Consider the following 22,484-nt stretch of genomic DNA (forward strand, 5'->3'; position numbering starts at 1 on the left):
TAGCATTAAAGCCGCGCATACCCTTGTTTTTATCCTGGCTGCGATTATTATTTTGCCATCGTGTAAGCGTCCATCTGTTTAATTCGCATGATGTGTTGCAAAAAAGAGAGCACCCACTATGTTCGCCTTCTCCCGATTTTTGCTGTATTTCACCGAAGTGGCGCGTCAGGGGTCATTGCGCAAGGCTTCGGAGGTGTTGCACGTTTCAGCTTCATCCATAGATCGACAGATTCTGCGCGTTGAGGAGCAGTTGGATATGCCGTTGTTTGAACGCCATCAGGATTACGTATGACGGCTGCGGGGGAGATTTTGCTCAATGCGGCGAAAAACTGGCAGAGGGAGTTTGGTCGGGTTTGTACCCAACTGGATGATTTGCGCGGTTTACGCCACGGGCATGTGCATATCGCCACCATTGACGCGATAAATCGCGGTTTTTTTTCATCTATCCTGCAACGCATTCGCGAAGAGTACCCCGGCATTTCCTTCACACTTACCACCATGAGCAATATCCATATTGCCAATGCGCTGATCGCCGGTGATGCGGATTTCGGCATCATGTTAAATCCGCAAAGTTCGCGAGAACTGTTGGTGAAGTCATTTGCTGATTTACGTCTGGGTATTGTGGTGAGCAGTCAACATCCGCTGGCAAATATGGAATCTATCCGTTTCAGCCACTGTGAATCCTGGCCGTTTATCGTTCCTGCCGCGCCCCTGATGTTGGCCGATCCGCTGGAAGCTCTGGTAAACAGTTCCGGTATTCGCCTGAATGAAGTTGGCCGCACCAATAACATTCATATGCTGCGTTCACTGGTCCGTGATGGGGTGGGCATCAGTTTGATGTGCTGGCTGGATATTGTTGACGAGTATCGCCGGGGAGAATTGAAATTCATTCCGCTAATCGACACGGTATTGAAACCCTTCACGTTGTCGTTGTGTGTGGCGCCACAGCGTCAATTGTCGATTGCCGCATCGATGATGCTGCGCGAGCTGGAATCGTTTTTTGCATTGATGCAGAGCGAAGAGGCTTTGGCGGGTGTGGAGCATAAAGCGTAGCGGCGGCCATTAGGCCGCCTGAGGTTAGCCAGAATAAGGACGAGCGATTAACTCCCCCAACGGCTGCGCAAATAATTCACTGCCTGCTGCGTTTGCGGTTGGTTAAGATAATTCTCGCGGAACAGAATGGTGCCGTTGATTTGTGGCACCGATTCATTAAGGTCGAGCTGTTTTTTCAGTTCCGGCACGCCGCCATTGATGGTCCAGTCTGGCTCCATTTTAGAGGTTTCACCCACTTTATACAGCGCTACACCGATATAGAGGCGGGTATGCGTGGGTGTGACTACATTGGCCCACCAGTTCGCGAGCACATCATAACGTGCAGCCTGGCGTGAAAACGGCCAGTAAATCTGCGGTGCGATGTAATCTAACAAACCCATCTGCACCCATTTGCGTGTATCTGCGTAAGCTTCATCGTAGGCCGCTGCGCCGCGCGTGTCTGAGCCCGCGGGATCGTGTGATACGTTGCGCCACACACCGGCCGGGCTGACACCGAATTCGACATTCGGTTTTAGCTGTTTAATGGTGCGAGACACTTGCTCAATCAGCTGCTGAGTATTGTGACGTCGCCAGTCCGCTTTGGAGGCGTATCCCTGACCATACTGTCGGAAAGTGGCGCTGTCATTCAGCGTTGAGCCAGGCGATTCCGCGTAGAAATAGTCATCAAACTGCACGCCATCGATATCGTAATTTGCAACCACCTCCGCCACAATGCTGGTAATCCAGTCGCGGGCATCAGGAATGCCGGGGTCCAGCACAAAACGGTCACCTGCGGTACGGATCCAATCACGGTGCAGCACGAACACGCTGGCAGGATGCAGGGAAAGCGTGTTGTTGAGTTCCGTTACGGTGGAAGGTTTCACGTTAGTAGAGACGCGATAAGGGTTAAACCATGCATGCACTTTGATGCCACGCTTGTGGGCTTCATCCAGCATAAACTGCAGCGGATCGTAACCGGGATCTTCCCCGATCTTTCCGGTCATCATATCTGACCATGGCAATATTTTAGATCGCCATAGCGCCGTGCCATCGGGTTTGACCTGGAAGAAGACGGTATTAATGCCGAGACTCTTGAGCTTATCCAGCTTATCGGTCAGCGCCTTTTGCTGTTGGCTGATGCGATTTGCCGGGCTGGCATTGACCGAGGCAATGGGCGGCCAGTCAAGACGCGACACCGTGGTGAGCCAGACCCCGCGCACTGGCTCAGCGTTAACGACCGGCTGAACGGGATGCGGTTTCGGCGTCACAGTCGGAAACGGTGTGACCAGGGATTTAGGTGGTTCAGAACTGCAGCTAGCCAATAGCAGTGCAGCAGCCAATAAGGAGGCCGTTTTTTTCAGGGTGGCAACACGGGGGAAACGCGCGGAACAGGCTATGATAAACTCCATTTCTTTCAATTTACTGTTCGAAGAGCCTCATTCTCTTCTCATCAGCTATAAAGTCAATAAGAGCCCTCGGTAACGTCGTCATGCCATCTATGGCAAACGCTGCGCGCGGGAACTCACTTAAAACAGGAATACACTGCTATGACATATGAAGATCTTTACCGCCGCATCGCGATGATTGTTTTTAGCTGTGGACCGCAAGGTGCACGCGAACTGATCGTAAAAGCTGAACTGTTTGCCGATGACGAGGGCGGCGAATACCAGTTCGATTATCTGGATGAAAAAGGCGAGCCAGATTGGTTTGAACCGGATGCACAGGCGATTGGCGATTTGACTGAAGCGCTGAAAGATTTTCAACACTACTTCGTTGAGCATGATATGACCGAAGGCAAGCCGGTGTGGAATAAGTGCGTGGTGGTGATTAACGTGCCGGAAGAGTCGATCAGCATTGACGTGCAATATGAGTAAGGTTTCCGGGCATCCTTGCCCGAAATCCTTTGGCGTTATGAACGTACAGCCACTAAGGCCTCGCGTTCCCGTAAGGCGCGCTTACGATGCACGATGCGGCTGGTGATCAACACCGCCATCGTGAGTAAACCGGTAGCAATGATCTCAGAGCGATGCGCCGGCATAAACAACATCGAGATCAACACACCCACGATGAACACCATGGTTGCCCAGGTTAAGCCTGGGAACAGCCACATGCGATAGCTTAACGTCTCTCCCCGCGCCTCACGCTTTTTACGTAATACCAGATGCGAAGCCGCAATCACCAGATAAACCAGTAGTGCAATCGCACCTGAACTGGCCAGCAGGAATTCAAATACCGCTGCCGGTGCCAAATAGTTGGCGAATACCGCAAGGAACGCAGCGGCAGTAGAGGCGATCACCGCCACCCAGGGTGTGCCGCTACGGGTGGTTTTTGATGCCGCGGCGGGTGCATCCTGACGACGGGAAAGTGAATACAACATGCGTGAAGCAGTATAGAGCGCAGAGTTAAGACAGCTGCACACCGCGATCAACACCACCACATCGACGATCTGACGTGCGTAAGGAATATTCATCATCTCCATGGCCGTTTGATAGGAACCGGCTTTCATTAGCGATGGGGTATTCCACGGCACCAGCGCGATGACAATGAAAATCGACATCAGATAGAACAGCGCAATACGCCAGATCACGGAGTTGGTCGCTTGAGTAATCTGCTTTTTCGGCTCGCGGGATTCCGCTGCCGCGATAGTGACAATTTCTGTTCCCATAAAGGAGAACATGGTGGTCAGAATGGCGGCCAGTACGGCACTGATACCGTTTGGCATAAAGCCGTGCGTGTCATAGAGATGAGAAATGCCCTGCGTGCTGCTACCCGGCATCAGGCCAAAAATAGCCAGACCGCCGACAATCAGGAAGGCGACAATGGCGACCACTTTTAGCAGAGCAAACCAAAATTCGAACTCACCATAATTTTTGACGCTGAACAGGTTGCTAATCGTCAGGAACAGGGTGATCCCCAGGGTATATTCCCAGACGGCAATCTGCGGGAACCAACTGTGCAATATCGTGCCTGCGGCATTGGCTTCAAGCGGGATCACCAATACCCAGAACCACCAGTAGAGCCAGCCAATGGTAAATCCGGCCCAGCGTCCCAGCGACTTATCTGCGTAGGTGGAGAAGGAGCCGGAGTCCGGTGAGGCAACGGCCATTTCCGCTAACATGCGCATAATCAGCACCACCAGCGCACCTGCTGCGATGTAGGCCAGTAACACGGCGGGGCCAGCTTCGGCGATGGCGTGACCAGAACCGACAAACAGTCCGGCACCAATCACACCAGCAATGGATAGCATTCGGACATGACGCGGCTTTAAGCCTTGCGCAAGCGCATCGGCATTCTGTGAACTCATTGTTTTCTCCAGATTGTCTCTCGGACTGTGACTTGGCACAGCCTGGCTGCAGCAGGTGGATAACCAGCCCGCATACGGGCTGGCTAAGCTGAGGGCCTACGAATCCTGGTGCGCGCTCAGCACGTGGCTGAGAATCTCCAGCGCCTGGCTGAATTGCGCATCCGGAATGGTGAGTGGATAGAGGAAGCGAATCACGTTGCCATGCGGACCACAGGTCAACAACAGCAAACCTTGCGCCATCGCCTGTTGCTGGATGGCCTGAGCGGTTTGCGCTTCGGCAAATTCCACCGCGACCATTGAACCTAATGCGCGAATATCGGTGATCGCGGAGCAGTGGCGACGTGCTTCATTGAGGAATTCGACCAGTTGCGCACCCAGTTTCACTGAGCGGTCACACAGTTGTTCTTCAGCAATGATATCCAGTACCGCATGCGCGGCGGCAATCGCCAGTGGGTTTCCGGCGTAAGTGCCACCCAATCCACCTGGACCCGGCGCGTCCATGATCTCTGCGCGACCACTCACCGCTGACAGCGGCATGCCGCCCGCCAGGCTTTTCGCCATGGTGATCAAGTCTGGTTTGACGGTGTAATGGTCCATGGCAAACAGTTTGCCGGTACGACCAAAGCCGGTTTGCACTTCATCGGCAATCAGTAAAATGCCGTGTTGATCGGCCAGCTGGCGCAAGCGGACGAAAAATTCTGCAGGGGCGATGTGGAAACCGCCTTCGCCTTGTACTGGCTCCAGCACAATGGCTGCCACGTCTTGCGGCGCGATGTCCTGAGTGAAGATGTCTTGCAGGCTCGCCATGGCATCTTCAATGCTGATGCCGGTCACGCTGTTGGGATAACGAGCGTGCCACACGGAAGCGGGCATTGGGCCAAAGTCACGCTTATACGGGGCCACTTTGCCGGTCATCGCCATCGTCATAAACGTACGGCCATGGAACGCGTTACCGAAGGTGATAATGCCGTGACGGCGTGTGGCGGCGCGCGCAACTTTGACAGCATTCTCTACCGCTTCTGCACCGGTTGAGAAAAAGGCGGTTTTGGCTTTACCGGCGATTGGCACCACGCTGTTGATGCGCTCTGCCAGGCCGACGTAGCTCTCGTAAGGCGTCACCTGGAACGCGGTATGGGTGAATTTTTCTAACTGTTCCGCGATGGCCTTCACAATGCGCGGATGACGGTGGCCGGTGTTGAGCACCGCGATACCCCCGGCGAAATCAATCCAGCTGTTGCCTTCGACATCACGCAACGTGGCATTCTCTGCCTGATCGACATACCACTGGCAGAGATTACCGGTGCCACGTGGGAGTGCGTCATCTTTACGTTGTTGCAGCTGGCTGTTTTTACCTTCCATAACCTTTCCTTAGCGATAAGCGTCTTTACAAATCACGACAAACACGCTTATTTATCCCTGCGCTAAGGTTTGTTGCCAGAGCCACTTTTACAGAAAAGGATGGAGCCAATTGCGGAGTTTGTACGCAGATCATGTATTAGAGCGTTTGCAGTTTATGCCGGAAGGGACGTTGCAGCAGCGTCTGCTGGCGTGTATGCAGGCGGCGATTGCAGAGGGGATCTTTCCACGCGCGACGCGATTACCGGCCACGCGGGATATGGCGCGCGAGTTGTCGGTATCGCGTAATACCGTACTTAACGTCTATGAACATTTGATGTCACAGGGCTATGTCACGGCGCGCACCGGCAGCGGAACCTGGATCGCCGAAACGCTGCCCGAAGGTTGTCTGAATAGCCCGCGCAGTGATGAACTGACGCTGCCGCTGAGCGTGAAAACGGCGGCGATTTCAAAACGCGGTGCATCGTTGTTAGGTCATGCCAACGCCTCACCTTATCAGTGGGGCGCGTTTGTACCCGGCGCGCCAGATGTCACCCAGTTCCCGCACAAACTCTTTAGTCAGATCCAGGCGCGATTGAATCGCGAGCCAGATATTGATCGGTTGATTTACAGCAGTAATGGCGGCTGCCCGCATTTACGTCAGGCGCTGGCGGATTATCTCAGCGTGGCCCGATCGGTGCGGGCAGATGCGGATCAAATCATCATCACGGAAGGCATCCATCAAGCGGTTGATCTGGTGACGCGCGTGCTTTGCGATCCCGGGGACACGGCGTGGATTGAAGAGCCTGGCTACTGGGGCACGCGGAATCTTTTGCGCATTAACGGCCTGAAAATCCAGGCCATGCCGGTCGATGACCAGGGTATTATCCCTGATTTACCTTCGCGAGCGCGGGCACCAAAAGTGATATTTGTGACACCGTCACACCAATATCCGCTAGGCGTTCACCTTAGCCTTGAAAGACGTAAGCAGTTGCTGGATTTGGCCAGCAAACATAAAACCTGGCTGGTGGAGGATGATTACGACAGTGAATTTCGTTTTGCCGGCCAGCCTTTTCCCTCGCTGCAGGGCTTTGAGCCCGATGCGCCGGTGATTTACATGGGCACGTTCAGCAAAACGCTTTATCCCGCGTTGCGACTCGGTTATCTGGTGGTGCCGAAAGCCCTGGCGCAACCTTTGCGCGTGGCGGCGGCGGAACTCTATCGTGGTGGGCATTTACTGGTACAGCGTGCGCTGGCGGAGTTTATCCAGAAAGGGCATTACATGGCGCATATCCGCCGTATGCGCAAACTCTACAGCCAGCGTCGTCGCTTTTTAGCGGGGCTGATTGAGCGTTATCTTGGCGCTGATTTTATGCCGCGCGTCAATCATGAGGCGGGCTTGCATCTGGTGGTTAATTTACCGGCTGGATGTGATGATGTGGCGATTGCCGCACTGGCGCTGCGCCGCGGTGTGAAGGTCAGGCCGCTGTCGCAATATTACATGCACCAGCAGGAGCGACGTGGCTTGCTGCTGGGTTATGCGTGCGTGGATGAACGTCAGTGTCAGGATGCGTTTGGTGTATTGAAGGCATGTCTGGTTGAGAGCGGGATTTTATCGCGTTCGTAGACGTGTACGCCTGCAATCATGGTGATGTGCGGCCCGAAGGCCGCGTCACTCAGGACTACGCGATGCCGTTTAAACGCTGCACGACTTCGGCACTCAACACCAGATCGCCACTGGCAAGATTCTGCTGGAGATGTTCTGGTGATGAAGTACCGGGAATCAACAGAATGTTGGGCGAACGCTGAAGTAACCAGGCCAGCGCGACCTGCAACGTGGTGGCATTCAACTCGTTTGCCACTTCCGTAAGCTGTTCAGATTGCAGCGGTGAGAAACCGCCCAACGGGAAGAAAGGCACGTATGGAATACCTTGCGCTGCTAGTTGATCGACCAGCGCCTCATCCTGCCGATTTGCCAGATTGTAGAGGTTTTGCACACAGGCTATCGGCGTCATTTTCTGCGCGTCTTCCACTTGTCTGGCCGTCACGTTGCTCATACCAATATGCTTGACCAGGCCGCGCTCTTTAAGCTTGATCATCGCTTCGACCTGCGGTTCCAGTGAGCCTTCTGCGGGTGCGTGCACGTCGAGCATTGAACGCAGGTTCACCACTTCCATCACCTCCAGACCCAGATGACGCAGATTATCTTCTACCGCCTGTGTCAACTCATCGGGCGAGAAAGCGGGCAACCAGCCTCCTTTCGCATCACGGCGTGCGCCGACTTTAGTGACGATCACCAGGTCGTCGGAGTAAGGATGCAGGGCTTTCTTTATCAGTTGGTTAGTAATGTGCGGGCCATAAAAGTCGCTGGTATCGATATGATTGACGCCAGCAGCCACCGCATCACGTAGCACTTGTAATGCCCGATTTTCATCGGCTGGCGGGCCGAACACGCCTTTGCCGGCGAGCTGCATGGCGCCATAACCGAGGCGTTTAACCTGACGATCACCCAAAGTATAAGTCTTTACGTTGTGGGACATGGAAACCTCCTTCGTCGATGTGTGTACAGATTGTAATCGACAGATTACTGTGCAACTATCCGGTGAAATCGGGACACAGTGTACGGAAAGGCGAACAATGGCATTGGATATAGCATTGCTGCATGCGGTGGTGGCGGTGGCAAAAGCGGGTGGCTTTCGTGAAGCGGCTCGCATGACCGGTAGCAATCCTTCACGCTTAAGCGATGCGGTAAGGCGAGCCGAGGAGCAATTAGGCGTGCGGTTGTTCAATCGTACCACGCGCACCGTTGCACTCACCGAAGCAGGCAGGGCGTTAATGACGCGTTTAATGCCGGCAATGAATGAAGTGGATGCGGCACTCGATTCGCTCAATCATTTCCGCACTACGCCGGGTGGCACGTTACGAATCAATGTGCCCGTCAGCGCGGCCCGCTTGGTTTTGCCATCTATCGTGCCCGGCTTCCTGGCGCGATATCCTGACATACAGTTGGAAGTGGTGGCGGAAAGCAATGTGCAGGATATCTTCCGCGACGGCTGTGATGCCGGGATTCGTTACGACGATCATCTGGAGCAGGATATGGTGGCTTTACCGATTGGGCCTCGCGTGCAGCGTTTTGCGGCAGCGGCTTCATCCGCCTATCTGGCGAAATTTGGCACGCCACAACATCCACGTGATTTGCTACAGCATCGTTGTTTGTATGGCCGCTATGCCACGGGCGTGATTGCGGATTGGGAGTTCGAGAAGGGCGAAGAGGTGGTGCGTTTACAGCCTAAGGGGCCGCTCATATGCAGTATTGGCGCGGCCATGGATCTGACCGTCGCAGCTGCAGTATCCGGCGCAGGGGTGGTGTACCTGTTTGAAGATTGGATCAAACCCGCGCTGGATAATGGCAGCCTGCAACCGGTACTGAGCGAGTGGTGGCAGAGTTTTTCAGGATTGTGGCTTTACTATAACGATCGCCGCTTGATCCCGGCACCGCTGCAGGCGTTTCTTGATTATGTGCGCGAACTTAATGCGCCGCCGCGGGTGGATTGACCAGAAGACCCGACATCAACACGCGGAAGGCTTCAACTGCCCGTGGGAGTGCGGCTACCGGTTCGCGGGAGGCGGCAATCCACAGAGCGGCATTCAGTGCGGCACCATTGACTAAATGCGCCGCCGCTTCGGTATCCATCGGCTTCACCGTGCCTTCTGCAATCAGATTTTCCAGCATATCGGCAGTGGTGCGCAGACACGCGGTTTGATTAGGCCATTGTGAAGGATCACCGAGAACGGCCGGGCCATCTAACAGCATAATTCGTTGTACTTCAGGTTCTAGCGACATCTCAATATAGGTGATGGCTTCTGCCAAAAATGCATGCCATTTCGACTCAAATTGCTGACCTGCTGCGCGCATTTGTATCAATATTTCAGCGTCGATCTGGTCAATAACAGCCTGCAATAAACCCTTTTTGTCGCCGAAATTATGATATAGCGCGCCTCGCGTCAGACCTGCCTCAGCGGTCAGATCATCCATTGATGCAGCGCTATAACCTTTCTCCGCAAATGCCCGTCTGGCGGCTTCAATTAATTTGGCGCGGGTTTCTTCTACCTGATCTGCTCGTCGTTTGGCCGCCATAAAGACTCCTTAAAATTGCATTGACATACGCTGCGTATGTTATCCATAGTAATACATACGCAGCGTATGTTAAAGCGATTGCTGGCTTAGCTAACCGGCTATCACCCCATTTTTCCATCAGGAGAGTCATTATGAGCAAACGCGACGCGATTTTTCCAGCAGGGCGTCAGGCGCTGTATGAAATCAATCAATATTCCGCGGCCATCCGTTCGGGAGATCTGCTGTTTGTATCGGGGCAGGTTGGCAGCCGGGAAGACGGTTCTGCGGAACCGGATTTTGCACGCCAGGTCAATCTTGCGTTCGAGAATTTGCAGGCAGTCTTAAAAGCGGCAGGATGCACCCTGGATGATGTGGTGGATGTCACCAGTTTTCATACCGATCCTGAAAACCAGTTCGCAATTGTGAACGAAGTGCGTTTGCGTCATTTCGGTGAACCGCCTTATCCAAACTGGACAGCCGTAGGTGTCAATTGGCTGGCGGGGTTTGATTTTGAAATTAAGGTGATTGCGCGTATTCCGCAGTAAGCAGCCTAGCCGCACAGGGAGGTGCACCGGGCATCAGCGGGGGCGTCTCAGGAAGGGCAGAACATCAACTGCAATAAAAAAGCCGATAACCGTTGCCAGTTATCGGCTTTATCGCATCATGTGAGATTACGCGTTCAGCAACTGATTCGCGGTCTTCTCAACCAGCGCCAGCAAGACTTTAATGTCTTCCAGCGTCACGGTTGGGTTCAGCAGCGTCAACTTCAGACAGGTAACGCCCTGGTTTTCAGTCACGCCAACGTTAGCGAGGCCTGAATCCAGCAGAGCATCGCCGATGCGCTGGTTGAACAGAGCAATCTGCGCGGTATCGGTCAGTTGCTCTGGACGGTAGCGGAACAGTACGCTTGCCAGCTGTGGCTGCATCACCAGCTCAAGGCGTGGTTCTGAAGTCACAAACTTCGCCACTTCCTGTGCAAGCGTCACGCCGTGATCGATGATCGCTGCGTATTGTTTCTGACCCAGCGCTTCAAGACCCATCCACAGTTTCAATGCATCAAAACGACGCGTGGTCTGCAGAGATTTAGATACCAGGTTAGGAACACCGGCTTCTTCATCGAACTCAGAGTTCAGGTAAGCCGCCTGATAACGCATCAGCTCGTAGTGACGCTCGTCTTTCAACAGGAATGCGCCACAGCTGATGGTCTGGAAATACTGTTTGTGGAAGTCCAGGGTGACGGAATCCACTAACTCCAGGCCGTCCAGGTAGTCACGGTACTTCTCTGACAGCAGCAGTGCGCCGCCCCAGGCTGCGTCAACGTGCACCCAGATATTGCGCTGTGCAGCAATACCCGCGATTTCACGCAGTGGGTCGATAGCACCAGCGTCAGTGGTACCGGCCGTTGCCACGATAGCCAGAATCTGGTCACCGTTCGCATCAGCCTGAGCCAGCTTGGCTTTCAGGTCATTCACGTCCATACGGGCGAATTCATCAGATTTCACCAGTACAACTGACTGATAGCCGTGGCCCAGCAGCGCCATATTCTTCTGCACAGAGAAGTGCGCGTTCTCAGAACACAGCACTTTGATCTTACGCAGATCGCCAGTGATACCATCCTGCTGAACAGAGTGACCCTGACGCGCGAAGAAGGCGTCGCGTGCCAGCATCAGACCCATCAGGTTACTCTGCGTACCACCACTGGTGAATACGCCAGCATCGCCCGCCGGGTAACCCACTTGCGCACGCAACCATTCGATCAATTTGACCTCAATGATGGTGGCAGAAGGGCTCTGATCCCACGAATCCATACTCTGGTTGGTGGCGTTGATCAGCACTTCAGCGGCCTGGCTTACCACCAGGCTCGGGCAGTGCAGGTGCGCCACACATTGTGGGTGGTGCACTGACAGGCTGTCTTTCAGGAAATACTCAATCGCGCGTTCAATCGCGGCCTGGTTACCCAGGCCGTTTGGATTGAAGTCGAGCGTGATACGCTCGCGCAGTTCGGCAACACTTTTGCCTTGATACATCTCAGGCTGTTGCAGCCACTGCACAACCGCGGCGCTGCTTTGGGCAATCGCCTGCTGGTACGCCTCAATGCTCTGTGCAGAGGCGGCCAGAATCGGGTTTACTTCAGACATTTACTCTTCCAATCAAACAGGTTTGACGCCAGCGCCAATCAGCGCCTGCTCAAATTTATCCAGGAAAATCGCCAGCTCTTCGTTGGTGATCAGCAGTGACGGCAACAGACGCAGTACTGCACCGTGACGACCGCCACGCTCCAGAATCAGACCTGCTTCGAAGCACTTCTTCTGCAGCAGCGCAGAAAGCTCGCCATCAGCTGGCAGGCTACCCATATGGTCAGCCGCTTCATTTGGTTTAACGATCTCAATACCGATCATCATACCCATGCCGCGAATGTGACCGATAACCGGGAAGCGTTTCTGCATCTCAGCCAGCTGTGCTTTCAGCCATTCACCTTGCTCAGCCACTTTGCCGGCGATGTTCTGCTCGGTCAGGACTTTCAGAGTGGCGAGACCGGTGGCCATCGCCAACTGGTTGCCACGGAAGGTACCAGTGTGGTGGCCAGGAGACCAGGCGTCGAACTGCTTTTTAATACCCAGAACAGCCAGTGGCAGACCGCCGCCCACAGCTTTAGACATCACGATGATGTCTGGCTGAATGCCAGCGTGTTCGAAGGCGAAGAATTTGCCGGTACGGGCAAAGCCAGCCTGGACTTCATCAAGGATCAGCAGAATGCCGTGTTCCTGAGTCACTTTACGGATGCGCTGCAACCATTCGACCGGAGCCGGGTTCACACCGCCTTCACCCTGAACCGCTTCCAGGATAACAGCCGCAGGTTTGCGTACGCCGCTTTCCACGTCGTTGATCAGGTTTTCGAAGTAGTAAGTCAGGGCTTTAACACCGGCGTCACCACCGAGACCCAGTGGGCAACGATACAGATGCGGGTAAGGCATGAACTGCACTTCTGGCATCATACCGTTAACGGCTTCTTTCGGTGACAGATTGCCGGTAACAGCCAGCGCGCCATGGGTCATACCATGGTAACCGCCAGAGAAGCTGATCACGCCGCTACGGCCGGTGACTTTCTTCGCCAGCTTCAGTGCTGCTTCAACCGCATCCGCACCAGAAGGACCGGTGAATTGCAGGCAATATTCTTTACCCTGGCCAGGCAGCAGCGAGAGCAGAGATTCTGAGAATTGATCTTTCAGAGGTGTCGTCAGATCAAGAGTATGTAACGGCAAGCCGCTGGTAATGACATTTTGGATGCTCTGCAGAACATCAGGATGGTTGTGACCAAGTGCCAGCGTCCCTGCGCCAGCCAGACAGTCCAGATATTGTTTGTTCTCAACATCTGTAATCCACACGCCGTTAGCTTTAGCTATCGCTAAAGGCAGCTTGCGCGGGTAACTCCTGACGTTTGATTCAAACTCAGCCTGACGGGCTAAGAAGGCGTCGTTGTTTCCATTGAATGCGTTGGCACCAAAATTATCAATACGGACTTTATCCGTCATCATATCTCTCCTTCAACCGGGGCTCGTGATGGCTGGCCGATTGACTAGTTGAACAAAAAAGTATCAGTGGTTTAAAAAACGCGGCCAATATAGAGCCTTTTGACCTACATCACAATGATTAATTTTGTTTAGAATTGTTTATTCTTTTCATATAGTAATCAGGGCGTTGGCCACTAATTGGCCGCCTATTTTAGCGCCAGCAGATGAAGTGGTTATTAAATAATCGTGTTAATAAAAAGACTTATGCCCGCCAGAGCAATCCAGGGACCGAAAGCAAGGGGTTGAGAGAGGTCACGTTGCCAGCAAATTTTGGCGAAAAATAGTGCGCAAATTGCGCCCACACAAGCCAGTATCAGCGCATAGGGCAAAAGTGCCCAACCCAGCCATGCACCCAATGCTGCCACTAACTTTGCGTCGCCCATACCTAGTGCCAATTTCCCACTAAAACATTGATATAAATGGCTTATTAACCAAAGTGCACTGTACCCTGACACCACGCTAAACACGGCATCATTGAGTGAGCCCGGTAGCCATCCGACTGCTTTTAATAATAGTCCAAACCACAGCAATGGCAGGGTGATCACATCCGGCAACAAATAATGGTCAATATCGATCAGCGATAGGGTTAGCAGCGCCCAAAACAGCAGGAGCGTGATGGCGAAATGTCCGTCAACAGGAAAGAAGAAGACGAGGATGAGGCTGACCGATGCGCTGAAAAATTCGATCACGGGGTAACGTGCACTGATTGCAGAGTGACAATCTCGACATTTACCCCGTAAAAGCAGCCAGCTGATAACGGGCAGCAAATCTCGCCAGCGCAGCGCCTGTTTGCATTTCGGGCAGTGTGAAGCGGGTCGCCACAAACTCATCCGCTCTTCCAGGTGCTGCCATTTTCTGGGGAGTCGGTACACCACGACGTTAATGAAGCTGCCAACGCTTGATCCCAACACCCACATCACTATCCACAACATCCACTCCATGATTAACCTCGGCGATCCCTTTGCATGAGGCAAGAGAGGCTACGCCCGAATGGAAAAGTGAGCGAGTTTTAAGCGGACATTTCATCGGTTTTCAGTTCGATTTCAGAGCAGTTTCAACGATTCAACTGTACATGTTGAAACGCGTGATGATGTTGATGCGTGAAGAGGGCGCTGGCAGTGCAGTTTCAGGTAAAAAACCGTGGAATTCGAGCAGGGCACGGAAAGCCTGCTGCGCATCCTGCTGTAAGCTATGGTCGATCAACGCATCGATTCGTCCAGCTTGCATCAGCGCGCGATTTTCCCGATCGAGATCGTGACCAATAAAAGCGTCGATTTGGATATTGTGTTCATCAAAGGCGCGCAGGATCCCCGCGTTTCCACCCCCTACGGTATAAACCGCATGAATATCTGGCTGTTGTGACAGGAAGGCGTGTACACATTGGTACATCAGTTGATCGATACCAAATCCCCCAGCGATGAGCTTGACCTGATGCTGAGGCGCTAATTGCGCCATGCCCGCAATAAAACCATCAATACGTTCCTGTTCGCCGACAAAGTCCTGACTGCCGATAACAGCGGCGATATGTGCTTTATCGATTCGCAACCATTTTGACATCAGGAACGCCGCCGCTTTTCCCGCGCTGGTGTTATCCATACCGATATAACGCAGGCGTGTGCTGGCAGGCATATCAGTCACTACCGTCACGATAGGAATACGCTGTTTGCTGAGGCTTTCCAGTGTTGGCAACAGGCGGTCGTCATTGATGGCTTTCAAAATAATGCCGTGACTGTTTAATGCGCATTTTTTCAGCAGTGCATCCACTTCTTCAACGGTCATATTTTCATGGCAGTGGAATCGCAGTTGTAAACGAAAAGCACCGAAGCTGGAGATTTGGCTGGTGAATGCCTCACGTACTAACTCACTGAAGCGAGCCGGCGTATGCATGATGATATCGAAATACAACGTTCGGCCTTGCGCCAGCCCCGTCTTACGCAGCAACTCAAGATCGGCAATGGCCTGTTGAATACGATGCTCGGTTTGTGGATGCACTCGGCCACGATGGTGCAGTGCCCGGTCGATTGTCGCCAGGCTTAATCCTGACTGTGCCGCAATTTGCTTTAAGGTAAATTTTCCCATGATGTTATGAGGTGTTTATGAGGTATTTTTGATGTTTTGTTAACGTAATGTAGCTGCTAGTTTGTGGGGTATCAAGTCGTGTCAGGCAGTCACTGCCGGTGTTAGGCGACAAGAACATCCCCTGTAAACGGACATAACGATGAGGTCATCATGACATCACATTACTTTGTAAATGAAGACCAGGCCGCGCTGGGAGACTTGCGAGAATTTTGCGCACAGTCAGTGAATGCTGAGGATTATCCGCTCGCCAGTGAGGTGATCTCTGAAGTGCTGATTTACGATCGTGACGTGCTGGATGACGCGGCAGTCACGGATAAAAAGGGCGTCCTGAGTGAGTTGCACAAAGCGCTCTCTTACGGCCCAGGCGTTTTTGTGGTTCGTGGGCTGTACACCGATCTGGCATGCGTTGACCGGGCATCACAAGTTTTTGAAGCCATCATGCATGAAGAGGCAAAGTCGAAAGTTCAGTCCGATCACTTCTCCAAAGCGGGCAATAACGGACGCATCTGGAATGCGCTGCAAAAGCTGGCACAGGCAAACCCTCAGGTCTTTATTGACTACTATGCTAACCCGACGTTGGGATTAATTTGTCAGGCGTGGCTGGGGCCGGCGTGGAGCATGACTTCTCAGGTCAATCAGGTTCGCCCCGGAGGCGAAGCGCAACAGGCGCACCGCGACTATCATCTGGGTTTCCAGCAAAGTGCTTTCGCGGCTGAGTTTCCGATTCCCGTTCACATTCTCTCGCAATACCTGACGTTGCAGGGTGCGGTAGCGCACAGTGATATGCCGTTGGCATCGGGTCCCACCCGTTTGCTGCCCTGGTCACATCAATATGAGATGGGCTACATTGCGTATCGACGTCCAGAGTTTGCCCAATATTTTGCCGATAACTTCGTACAATTGCCGTTGAAGAAGGGCGACGGGTTGTTCTTCAATCCGGCGTTATTCCATGCTGCGGGTAATAACACCACCGAGGATCACGTCCGAACGGCGAACTTGCTGCAGATCTCCTCTGCTTTCGGCGTGCCAATGGAAGAGGTTAACCATGAGCAGTTGCTTAAATGGGTTTATCCGGTGTTGCGCGAGGCGCGTCTCAATGCAGCCGATCTTAATGCAGCCATCGCCGTTGCCGCGCGCGGTTATTCATTCCCAACCAATTTAGATACCGATCCACCGGTTGGCGGAATGGTTCCTAAAACGCAGCAACAGTTGGTGAGTGAGGCACTGGAAGCGGGCTGGAGTTCAGCGGAATTTGAAGCGGCTTTGGATGCACATACTGAAAAACGTCGAGCGTAGCCTTTGAGAACAGCAGTCAGACTTAGGACTGCTGTTTGAACATTTGAATGGCTTCCTGCACGTTGCTGGTGGCCAGAGACATCACGCGGTCATTATTGAGAAACACGTCATAATGGCCTGCGTTGTAGCGAAACACATACAAATCACCACGAAATCGCAAACCCTTGGTTTTCACTCCGATATGGTGGCGGCGCAGCGCTGCCTGAGCGAGTCTGTCGGCTCCAGTATTCATTGCGTATCCTCCTCCATTTATATGCCGTTAGATTTCCCAACATAGAGTAAGGCTGGAATATTAATTTAACCTTAAGAACAGTATAGGTTAATTTTTTATCGTTATGTTTATCATTGATTTAAATAGAAACTCCCTAATCCTCTTTCCTCCGCTCTTGCGTTGATTAATCTATTTTGAATATTTAATGAAAAATTGATGAATATTGTTCTCAGGAGGACATTACCCGCCAGGTTTCTCTACCGATCATCAACGTTTAAGAAATAACTCATCTTGTCTTACTGCCATTTAATGTTCCGTTAAGTTTTCCTCCGTATTTTGTTCTACGAGGCAATATGACAGGTGTGCTTAAGTTTTTTGCGCCAGATTAAAAAATTAACAGTTCGTGCTACCGAATTGGGACCGCTTAATCTACGGTTAAACAGCAAGTTACTGAATGTTGTTAGGGAACTGAATCACTGCACACTGCAATTGGTCCTGTTGCAGGCAACTTTGAGTGTAAAACGTTAAGGTAAACTTATGACTTTTCTTCCATTCTCGCGCCCGTCGTTGGGCGAGGAAGAGTTAGCGGCGGTAAAAGCAGTATTTGAATCTGGCTGGATCACCACCGGTCCTAAAAATGCGGAACTGGAACAAGCCTTTTGCCAGCTAACCGGTAATCAACATGCGATTGCCGTCAGCTCAGCGACTGCTGGAATGCACGTCACGCTTCTTGCGTTAAATATTCAACCCGGTGATGAGGTTATTACCCCCTCACTGACGTGGGTGTCGACGATTAACATCATTACGTTACTCGGCGCAACGCCGGTAATGATTGATATTGATCGCGATACGCTGATGGTTACACCGGAGCAAATTGAAGCAGCGATTACCCCTCGCACCCGCGCCATTATTCCGGTGCATTATGCCGGAGCACCTGCGGATATTGATGCGATTCGCGCTATCGGCGAGCGCCACGGCATTGCCGTCATAGAAGATGCTGCACATGCCGCAGGTTGCTACTACAAAGGTCAGCACGTTGGCCAGCAAAGTACGGCCATTTTCTCCTTCCATGCCATTAAGAATATGACCTGTGCAGAGGGGGGGTTGATCGTCACCGACGACGCTGAACTAGCCGATCGTATGCGCAGCCTGAAATTCCATGGTTTGGGTGTGGATGCCTATGATCGCCATACCCACGGGCGTAAACCGCAGGCTGAAGTGATCATGCCGGGTTTCAAATACAACTTGCCCGATATCAGCGCAGCGATTGCGCTGGTGCAGCTAAACAAGCTGGCTGCCATTAATACGCGTCGTGCGGAGATTGCGCAGCGCTATCTGACCGAGCTGGCGGATACACCTTTCTTACCGCTCGCTCAACCTGAATGGTCGCATCAACATGCCTGGCATCTGTTTATCATCCGCGCTGATGAAGCCACCTGCGGTTTAAGCCGTGACGCGCTGATGGAAACACTGAAAGCGCAGGACATTGGCACTGGATTGCATTTCCGTGCCGCGCACACCCACAAATATTACCGCGAACGTTATCCGCAACTTTCCCTGCCAAACACGGAATGGAATAGCGATCGCATCTGCTCAATACCGCTGTTCCCTGATATGCGCGATGAAGACGTCAGCCGCGTGATCGGCGTATTACGTCATATCGCTGGAGTTTGATTGCCATGCTTGAAGAACAAATCATTCGTAAAGTCTCCGTGGTGATCCCGGTTTATAACGAAGAGGAGAGCCTGCCAGAGTTGGTGCGTCGCACCGATGCGGCTTGTGCTGTGCTGAATCTGGATTACGAAATCTTGCTGGTGGATGACGGCAGTAGCGACCGCTCTGGAGAGATGATTGCCGAAGCCGCTGATATGCCGGGCAGCCACGTGGTTGGCGTCTTGCTAAACCGTAACTACGGTCAGCACTCGGCAATCATGGCCGGTTTTAACCATGTGTCAGGTGACTTGATCATCACACTGGATGCCGATTTACAGAATCCGCCAGAAGAGATCCCCAATCTGGTCAAAGCGGCTCAGCAGGGTTATGACGTGGTCGGCACCGTGCGTCAAAACCGTCAGGACAGTTGGTTCCGTCGCCGCGCTTCACGCACCATCAACCAGCTGATTCAACGCGTCACCGGTAAAGCCATGGGCGACTACGGCTGTATGTTGCGTGCTTATCGCCGTCACATCGTCGATGCCATGCTCAACTGTCACGAGCGCAGCACCTTTATTCCTATCCTTGCGAACACCTTTGCACGCCGCACTATCGAGCTGCCTGTAGCCCATGCTGAGCGCGAGTTTGGTGACTCGAAGTACAGCTTTATGAAGCTCATTAACCTGATGTACGACCTGGTGACTTGCCTGACCACCACGCCACTGCGCCTGCTGAGTATCGTCGGCAGCCTGATTGCGCTGTCCGGTTTTGCCTTCTCACTGGTGCTGATTGTGTTGCGTTTGTTCCTCGGTGCCGACTGGGCCGGGGACGGTGTGTTCATGCTGTTTGCAGTGCTGTTTATTTTTGTCGGCGCGCAGTTTATCGGCATGGGCTTACTCGGCGAATACATCGGCCGAATTTACAACGACGTCCGCGCTCGTCCGCGCTACTTCATTCAACGTGTTATTAACTCGCAGAAAGATGTCTCCTCTGTACAGGAAATTGAGCAATGAAAACTATCGTCTTCGCCTATCACGATATGGGCTGTGCAGGTATTACTGCGCTGTTAAATGCGGGTTTTGAAATCAGTGCGATTTTCACCCACGCTGATTCTGCCACTGAGAATCATTTCTTTGGTTCGGTCGCCCGTCTGGCGGCTGAACAAGGTATCCCGGTGTATGCGCCGGAAGATGCCAACCATCCGCTGTGGGTCGATCGCATTAAAACCATGGCGCCGGATTACATTTTCTCCTTCTACTATCGCAATCTGCTCAATGACAGCATCCTGAGCAGCGCCCGTCTGGGTGCTTTCAACCTGCACGGTTCACTGCTGCCTAAATATCGTGGGCGCGCACCGCTGAACTGGGCACTGGTGAATGGTGAGACCGAAACGGGTGTGACTTTGCATCGCATGGTGAAACGCGCGGATGCGGGCGATATCGTGGCACAGCAACGTGTCGCCATTGATGAGCAAGACAACGCCTTAACTCTGCATCGCAAACTGACGACCTGTGCTTCACAACTACTGGAGCAGGCATTGCCGGCGATGAAGCGTGGTGAGATTGTGGCGACGCCTCAAGATCATAGCCAGGCGACAGTGGTGGGACGTCGCACGCCAGAAGATGGTCGCATTAAGTGGGAACAGTCCGCACAGTCAATCAACAACCTGGTGCGTGCGGTTACCGATCCATGGCCGGGTGCATTTGCTTTCGCCGGAACCGTGAAGTTTGTGGTGTGGAAAGGGCGCGTACATGCCGATGCGCCTAAAGCCAAGCCAGGCACGGTGATTTCCGTTGAACCTTTCCTGATTGCCTGCGGTGAAGGCGCCCTGGAAGTGGTGACCGGACAAAGTGAAAACGGCGTCTATATGAACGGCAGCCAGTTGGCACAAAGTCTGGGGATGGTGCCGGGCGCACTGTTGTACTCTCAGCCGGTTGCGGCCGTTAAACGTCGTACGCGCGTGTTGATCCTGGGTGTAAACGGATTTATCGGTAACCACCTGACCGAACGCTTGCTGCAGGATGATAACTTCGAAGTTTACGGTCTGGATATTGGATCGGATGCCATCAGCCGTTTCCTCGATCAGCCGCGCTTCCACTTTGTTGAGGGTGATATCAGCATTCACTCGGAATGGATCGAATATCACATCAAAAAATGTGATGTGGTGTTGCCGCTGGTGGCGATTGCTACGCCAATTGAATACACCCGCAACCCGCTGCGCGTGTTCGAACTCGATTTTGAAGAGAACCTCAAGATCATACGCGATTGCGTAAAATACAAAAAACGCATCATCTTCCCATCCACATCGGAGGTGTACGGCATGTGCACCGATAAGCACTTCGATGAAGATCACTCCAATCTGGTGGTGGGACCGATCAACAAACAGCGCTGGATCTATTCCGTGTCCAAACAACTATTGGATCGTGTGATCTGGGCGTACGGCGAAAAAGAAGGGCTGCGTTTCACGCTGTTCCGACCATTTAACTGGATGGGCCCGCGTCTCGATAACCTGAACGCTGCGCGTATTGGTAGCTCCCGTGCCATCACCCAACTGATCCTCAACCTGGTTGAAGGTTCGCCGATCAAGTTGATCGACGGGGGTGCACAGAAGCGCTGCTTCACTGACATTCGCGATGGTATCGAAGCGCTGTTCCGCATTATCGAGAACAAAAACAACAACTGCGACAGTCAGATCGTCAACATCGGTAACCCGGAAAACGAGGCGAGCATCAAAGAACTGGCTGAACGTCTGCTGGCAAGCTTTGAACGTCATCCGCTGCGCGACCAATTCCCGCCGTTTGCAGGTTTCCGTGAAGTAGAAAGCAGCAGCTATTACGGTAAAGGTTATCAGGATGTCGAACATCGTAAACCGTCGATCAAAAATGCACGTCGCCTGATTGACTGGACACCGACCATCGAGATGGATACCACGATCGATAACACGCTGGATTTCTTCCTGCGCACCGTTGAGTTGCAGGATAAGCCATGAAGAAAATTGGTTTGCGCGTAGATGTTGATACCTGGCGTGGAACCAAACTCGGCGTTCCGGCGCTGCTAGAGCAGTTTAGCCTGCACCAGTTGCAGGCCAGTTTCTTCTTTAGCGTAGGGCCGGATAACATGGGGCGCCACTTGTGGCGCCTGATGAAACCGCGCTTCTTATGGAAAATGCTGCGCTCACGCGCAGCTTCTCTCTACGGCTGGGATATTTTATTAGCTGGCACGGCCTGGCCGGGACGCGAGATTGGTCGTGGCCTGGAGGAGATCATCAGTGCTACGGCTGACCATCACGAAGTCGGTCTGCATGCCTGGGATCACTTTGCGTGGCAAACCTGGGCTGGCGTATGGCCAGAACAGAAACTACTGGAACAGATTTCACGCGGTAAAGCCGCGCTGGAATCGATTATAGGTGACAGCGTCACTTGTTCCGCCGTTGCGGGATGGCGTGCGGATGGTCGTGTCGTTGCAGCTAAGCAAACCTTTGGCTTCAGCTACAACAGCGATTGTCGTGGCACCGGACCTTTCTTGCCGCGTCTGCGTGATGGCAGCTTAGGCACGGTACAAATCCCCGTGACGTTGCCAACCTGGGATGAAGTGGTGGGACAGTCGGTTAGCGCTGCTGACTACAACGATTTCATCCTTGAACAGATGCTCGCAGCTGAAGGATCGCCGGTGTACACCATTCATGCTGAAGTCGAAGGCATTATTGGTTCTAAGGCTTTTGGCGAGCTATTAACCCGCGCTGAGCAACAGGGCATTCACTTTTGCCCTCTGAGCGAGTTGTTGCCGGACGATCTCAGCACGCTGCCTCAGGGCAATCTGGTGCGTGGGCATATACCCGGACGTGAAGGCTGGCTTGGCTGCCAGAGCTAGACGTTAACAGGAAAC

The 22,484-nt window shown here is 53.0% G+C and carries 19 protein-coding genes and 1 pseudogene; 10 read left to right on the forward strand and 10 right to left on the reverse strand.

Features of this window, described 5'->3' with window-relative positions; translation table 11 throughout:
- The first annotated feature begins 118 nt into the window (after nucleotides 1–118).
- A pseudogene (locus tag LBW88_RS15295) lies at nucleotides 119–1,053 on the forward strand (LysR family transcriptional regulator).
- Between the two features lie 47 nt (nucleotides 1,054–1,100).
- Here the strand turns inward: LBW88_RS15295 and LBW88_RS15300 are convergent.
- A complete protein-coding gene (locus LBW88_RS15300) occupies nucleotides 1,101–2,441 on the reverse strand; it encodes a glycoside hydrolase family 10 protein (protein ID WP_224933240.1) in 1,341 nt (446 codons plus the stop codon).
- A 138-nt stretch (nucleotides 2,442–2,579) separates the two neighbouring features.
- On the opposite strand from LBW88_RS15300, the gene LBW88_RS15305 reads away from it, so the two are divergent.
- Complete coding sequence (locus LBW88_RS15305; RefSeq protein ID WP_224933239.1) at nucleotides 2,580–2,906, forward strand: hypothetical protein; 327 nt, start codon at nucleotides 2,580–2,582, stop codon at nucleotides 2,904–2,906.
- 35 nt (nucleotides 2,907–2,941) lie between these two features.
- Here the strand turns inward: LBW88_RS15305 and gabP are convergent, their stop codons facing one another.
- Both gabP and gabT read right to left on the reverse strand, forming a co-directional pair.
- The gene (gene gabP, locus LBW88_RS15310) at nucleotides 2,942–4,336 is read right to left on the reverse strand and encodes a GABA permease (RefSeq protein ID WP_224933238.1); all 1,395 of its coding nucleotides are present in this window, start codon (nucleotides 4,334–4,336) and stop codon (nucleotides 2,942–2,944) included.
- A 96-nt stretch (nucleotides 4,337–4,432) separates the two neighbouring features.
- A complete protein-coding gene (gene gabT, locus LBW88_RS15315) occupies nucleotides 4,433–5,695 on the reverse strand; it encodes a 4-aminobutyrate--2-oxoglutarate transaminase (RefSeq protein WP_224933237.1) in 1,263 nt (420 codons plus the stop codon).
- Nucleotides 5,696–5,804: 109 nt separating this feature from the next.
- On the opposite strand from gabT, the gene LBW88_RS15320 reads away from it, so the two are divergent.
- Complete coding sequence (locus LBW88_RS15320; RefSeq protein ID WP_224933236.1) at nucleotides 5,805–7,298, forward strand: PLP-dependent aminotransferase family protein; 1,494 nt, start codon at nucleotides 5,805–5,807, stop codon at nucleotides 7,296–7,298.
- A 55-nt stretch (nucleotides 7,299–7,353) separates the two neighbouring features.
- Here the strand turns inward: LBW88_RS15320 and LBW88_RS15325 are convergent, their stop codons facing one another.
- Nucleotides 7,354–8,211 carry an aldo/keto reductase family oxidoreductase gene (locus LBW88_RS15325; protein WP_224933235.1) on the reverse strand — a complete coding sequence of 286 codons (858 nt, stop codon included), beginning with the start codon at nucleotides 8,209–8,211 and terminating at the stop codon, nucleotides 7,354–7,356.
- 97 nt (nucleotides 8,212–8,308) lie between these two features.
- Between LBW88_RS15325 and LBW88_RS15330 the strand changes: the two genes are divergently transcribed.
- Nucleotides 8,309–9,226 (forward strand): LysR family transcriptional regulator, encoded by a 918-nt coding sequence (locus LBW88_RS15330; protein ID WP_224933234.1) that lies wholly within the window; start codon nucleotides 8,309–8,311, stop codon nucleotides 9,224–9,226.
- Here LBW88_RS15330 and LBW88_RS15335 read toward each other — a convergent pair.
- Nucleotides 9,201–9,809 (reverse strand): TetR/AcrR family transcriptional regulator, encoded by a 609-nt coding sequence (locus LBW88_RS15335; protein ID WP_224933233.1) that lies wholly within the window; start codon nucleotides 9,807–9,809, stop codon nucleotides 9,201–9,203. The genes LBW88_RS15330 and LBW88_RS15335 overlap by 26 nt on opposite strands.
- A gap of 131 nt (nucleotides 9,810–9,940) precedes the next feature.
- Between LBW88_RS15335 and LBW88_RS15340 the strand changes: the two genes are divergently transcribed.
- A complete protein-coding gene (locus LBW88_RS15340; protein WP_224933232.1) occupies nucleotides 9,941–10,333 on the forward strand; it encodes a RidA family protein in 393 nt (130 codons plus the stop codon).
- A 126-nt stretch (nucleotides 10,334–10,459) separates the two neighbouring features.
- On the opposite strand, the gene LBW88_RS15345 is transcribed toward LBW88_RS15340, so the two are convergent.
- The 4 genes from LBW88_RS15345 to LBW88_RS15360 form a co-directional block, all read right to left on the reverse strand.
- Nucleotides 10,460–11,926 carry a pyridoxal phosphate-dependent decarboxylase family protein gene (locus LBW88_RS15345; protein ID WP_224933231.1) on the reverse strand — a complete coding sequence of 489 codons (1,467 nt, stop codon included), beginning with the start codon at nucleotides 11,924–11,926 and terminating at the stop codon, nucleotides 10,460–10,462.
- 12 nt (nucleotides 11,927–11,938) lie between these two features.
- Nucleotides 11,939–13,321 (reverse strand): diaminobutyrate--2-oxoglutarate transaminase, encoded by a 1,383-nt coding sequence (locus LBW88_RS15350; protein WP_224933230.1) that lies wholly within the window; start codon nucleotides 13,319–13,321, stop codon nucleotides 11,939–11,941.
- 215 nt (nucleotides 13,322–13,536) lie between these two features.
- Nucleotides 13,537–14,301, reverse strand: a complete 765-nt coding sequence (locus tag LBW88_RS15355) for a prepilin peptidase (RefSeq protein ID WP_224933229.1) — start codon at nucleotides 14,299–14,301, stop codon at nucleotides 13,537–13,539.
- Between the two features lie 121 nt (nucleotides 14,302–14,422).
- Entirely contained in the window at nucleotides 14,423–15,439 is a 1,017-nt protein-coding gene (locus LBW88_RS15360; RefSeq protein ID WP_224933228.1) for a substrate-binding domain-containing protein, read from the reverse strand.
- 150 nt (nucleotides 15,440–15,589) lie between these two features.
- Here LBW88_RS15360 and LBW88_RS15365 point away from each other — a divergent pair, with 150 nt between their 5' ends.
- Nucleotides 15,590–16,735 (forward strand): phytanoyl-CoA dioxygenase family protein, encoded by a 1,146-nt coding sequence (locus tag LBW88_RS15365; RefSeq protein ID WP_224933227.1) that lies wholly within the window; start codon nucleotides 15,590–15,592, stop codon nucleotides 16,733–16,735.
- A gap of 22 nt (nucleotides 16,736–16,757) precedes the next feature.
- On the opposite strand, the gene LBW88_RS15370 is transcribed toward LBW88_RS15365, so the two are convergent.
- A complete protein-coding gene (locus LBW88_RS15370) occupies nucleotides 16,758–16,967 on the reverse strand; it encodes a hypothetical protein (protein WP_034829841.1) in 210 nt (69 codons plus the stop codon).
- A gap of 516 nt (nucleotides 16,968–17,483) precedes the next feature.
- On the opposite strand from LBW88_RS15370, the gene arnB reads away from it, so the two are divergent.
- Genes arnB through arnD form a run of 4 tightly spaced genes read left to right on the forward strand, consistent with a single transcriptional unit; the run spans nucleotide 17,484 to nucleotide 22,469 of the window.
- On the forward strand, nucleotides 17,484–18,620 hold the full coding sequence (arnB, locus tag LBW88_RS15375) for a UDP-4-amino-4-deoxy-L-arabinose aminotransferase (protein ID WP_224933226.1): 1,137 nt from the start codon (nucleotides 17,484–17,486) through the stop codon (nucleotides 18,618–18,620).
- 5 nt (nucleotides 18,621–18,625) lie between these two features.
- Nucleotides 18,626–19,612, forward strand: coding sequence for an undecaprenyl-phosphate 4-deoxy-4-formamido-L-arabinose transferase (arnC, locus tag LBW88_RS15380; RefSeq protein WP_224933225.1), 987 nt, complete (start codon nucleotides 18,626–18,628; stop codon nucleotides 19,610–19,612).
- Nucleotides 19,609–21,588, forward strand: coding sequence for a bifunctional UDP-4-amino-4-deoxy-L-arabinose formyltransferase/UDP-glucuronic acid oxidase ArnA (arnA, locus tag LBW88_RS15385; RefSeq protein WP_224933224.1), 1,980 nt, complete (start codon nucleotides 19,609–19,611; stop codon nucleotides 21,586–21,588). The genes arnC and arnA overlap by 4 nt, the downstream gene beginning before the upstream one ends.
- Nucleotides 21,585–22,469 carry a 4-deoxy-4-formamido-L-arabinose-phosphoundecaprenol deformylase gene (gene arnD, locus LBW88_RS15390; RefSeq protein ID WP_224933223.1) on the forward strand — a complete coding sequence of 295 codons (885 nt, stop codon included), beginning with the start codon at nucleotides 21,585–21,587 and terminating at the stop codon, nucleotides 22,467–22,469. The genes arnA and arnD overlap by 4 nt, the downstream gene beginning before the upstream one ends.
- Nucleotides 22,470–22,484 lie beyond the last annotated feature (15 nt).

The organism is Pantoea sp. alder81, from assembly GCF_020179835.1.
Lineage (GTDB): Bacteria > Pseudomonadota > Gammaproteobacteria > Enterobacterales > Enterobacteriaceae > Pantoea.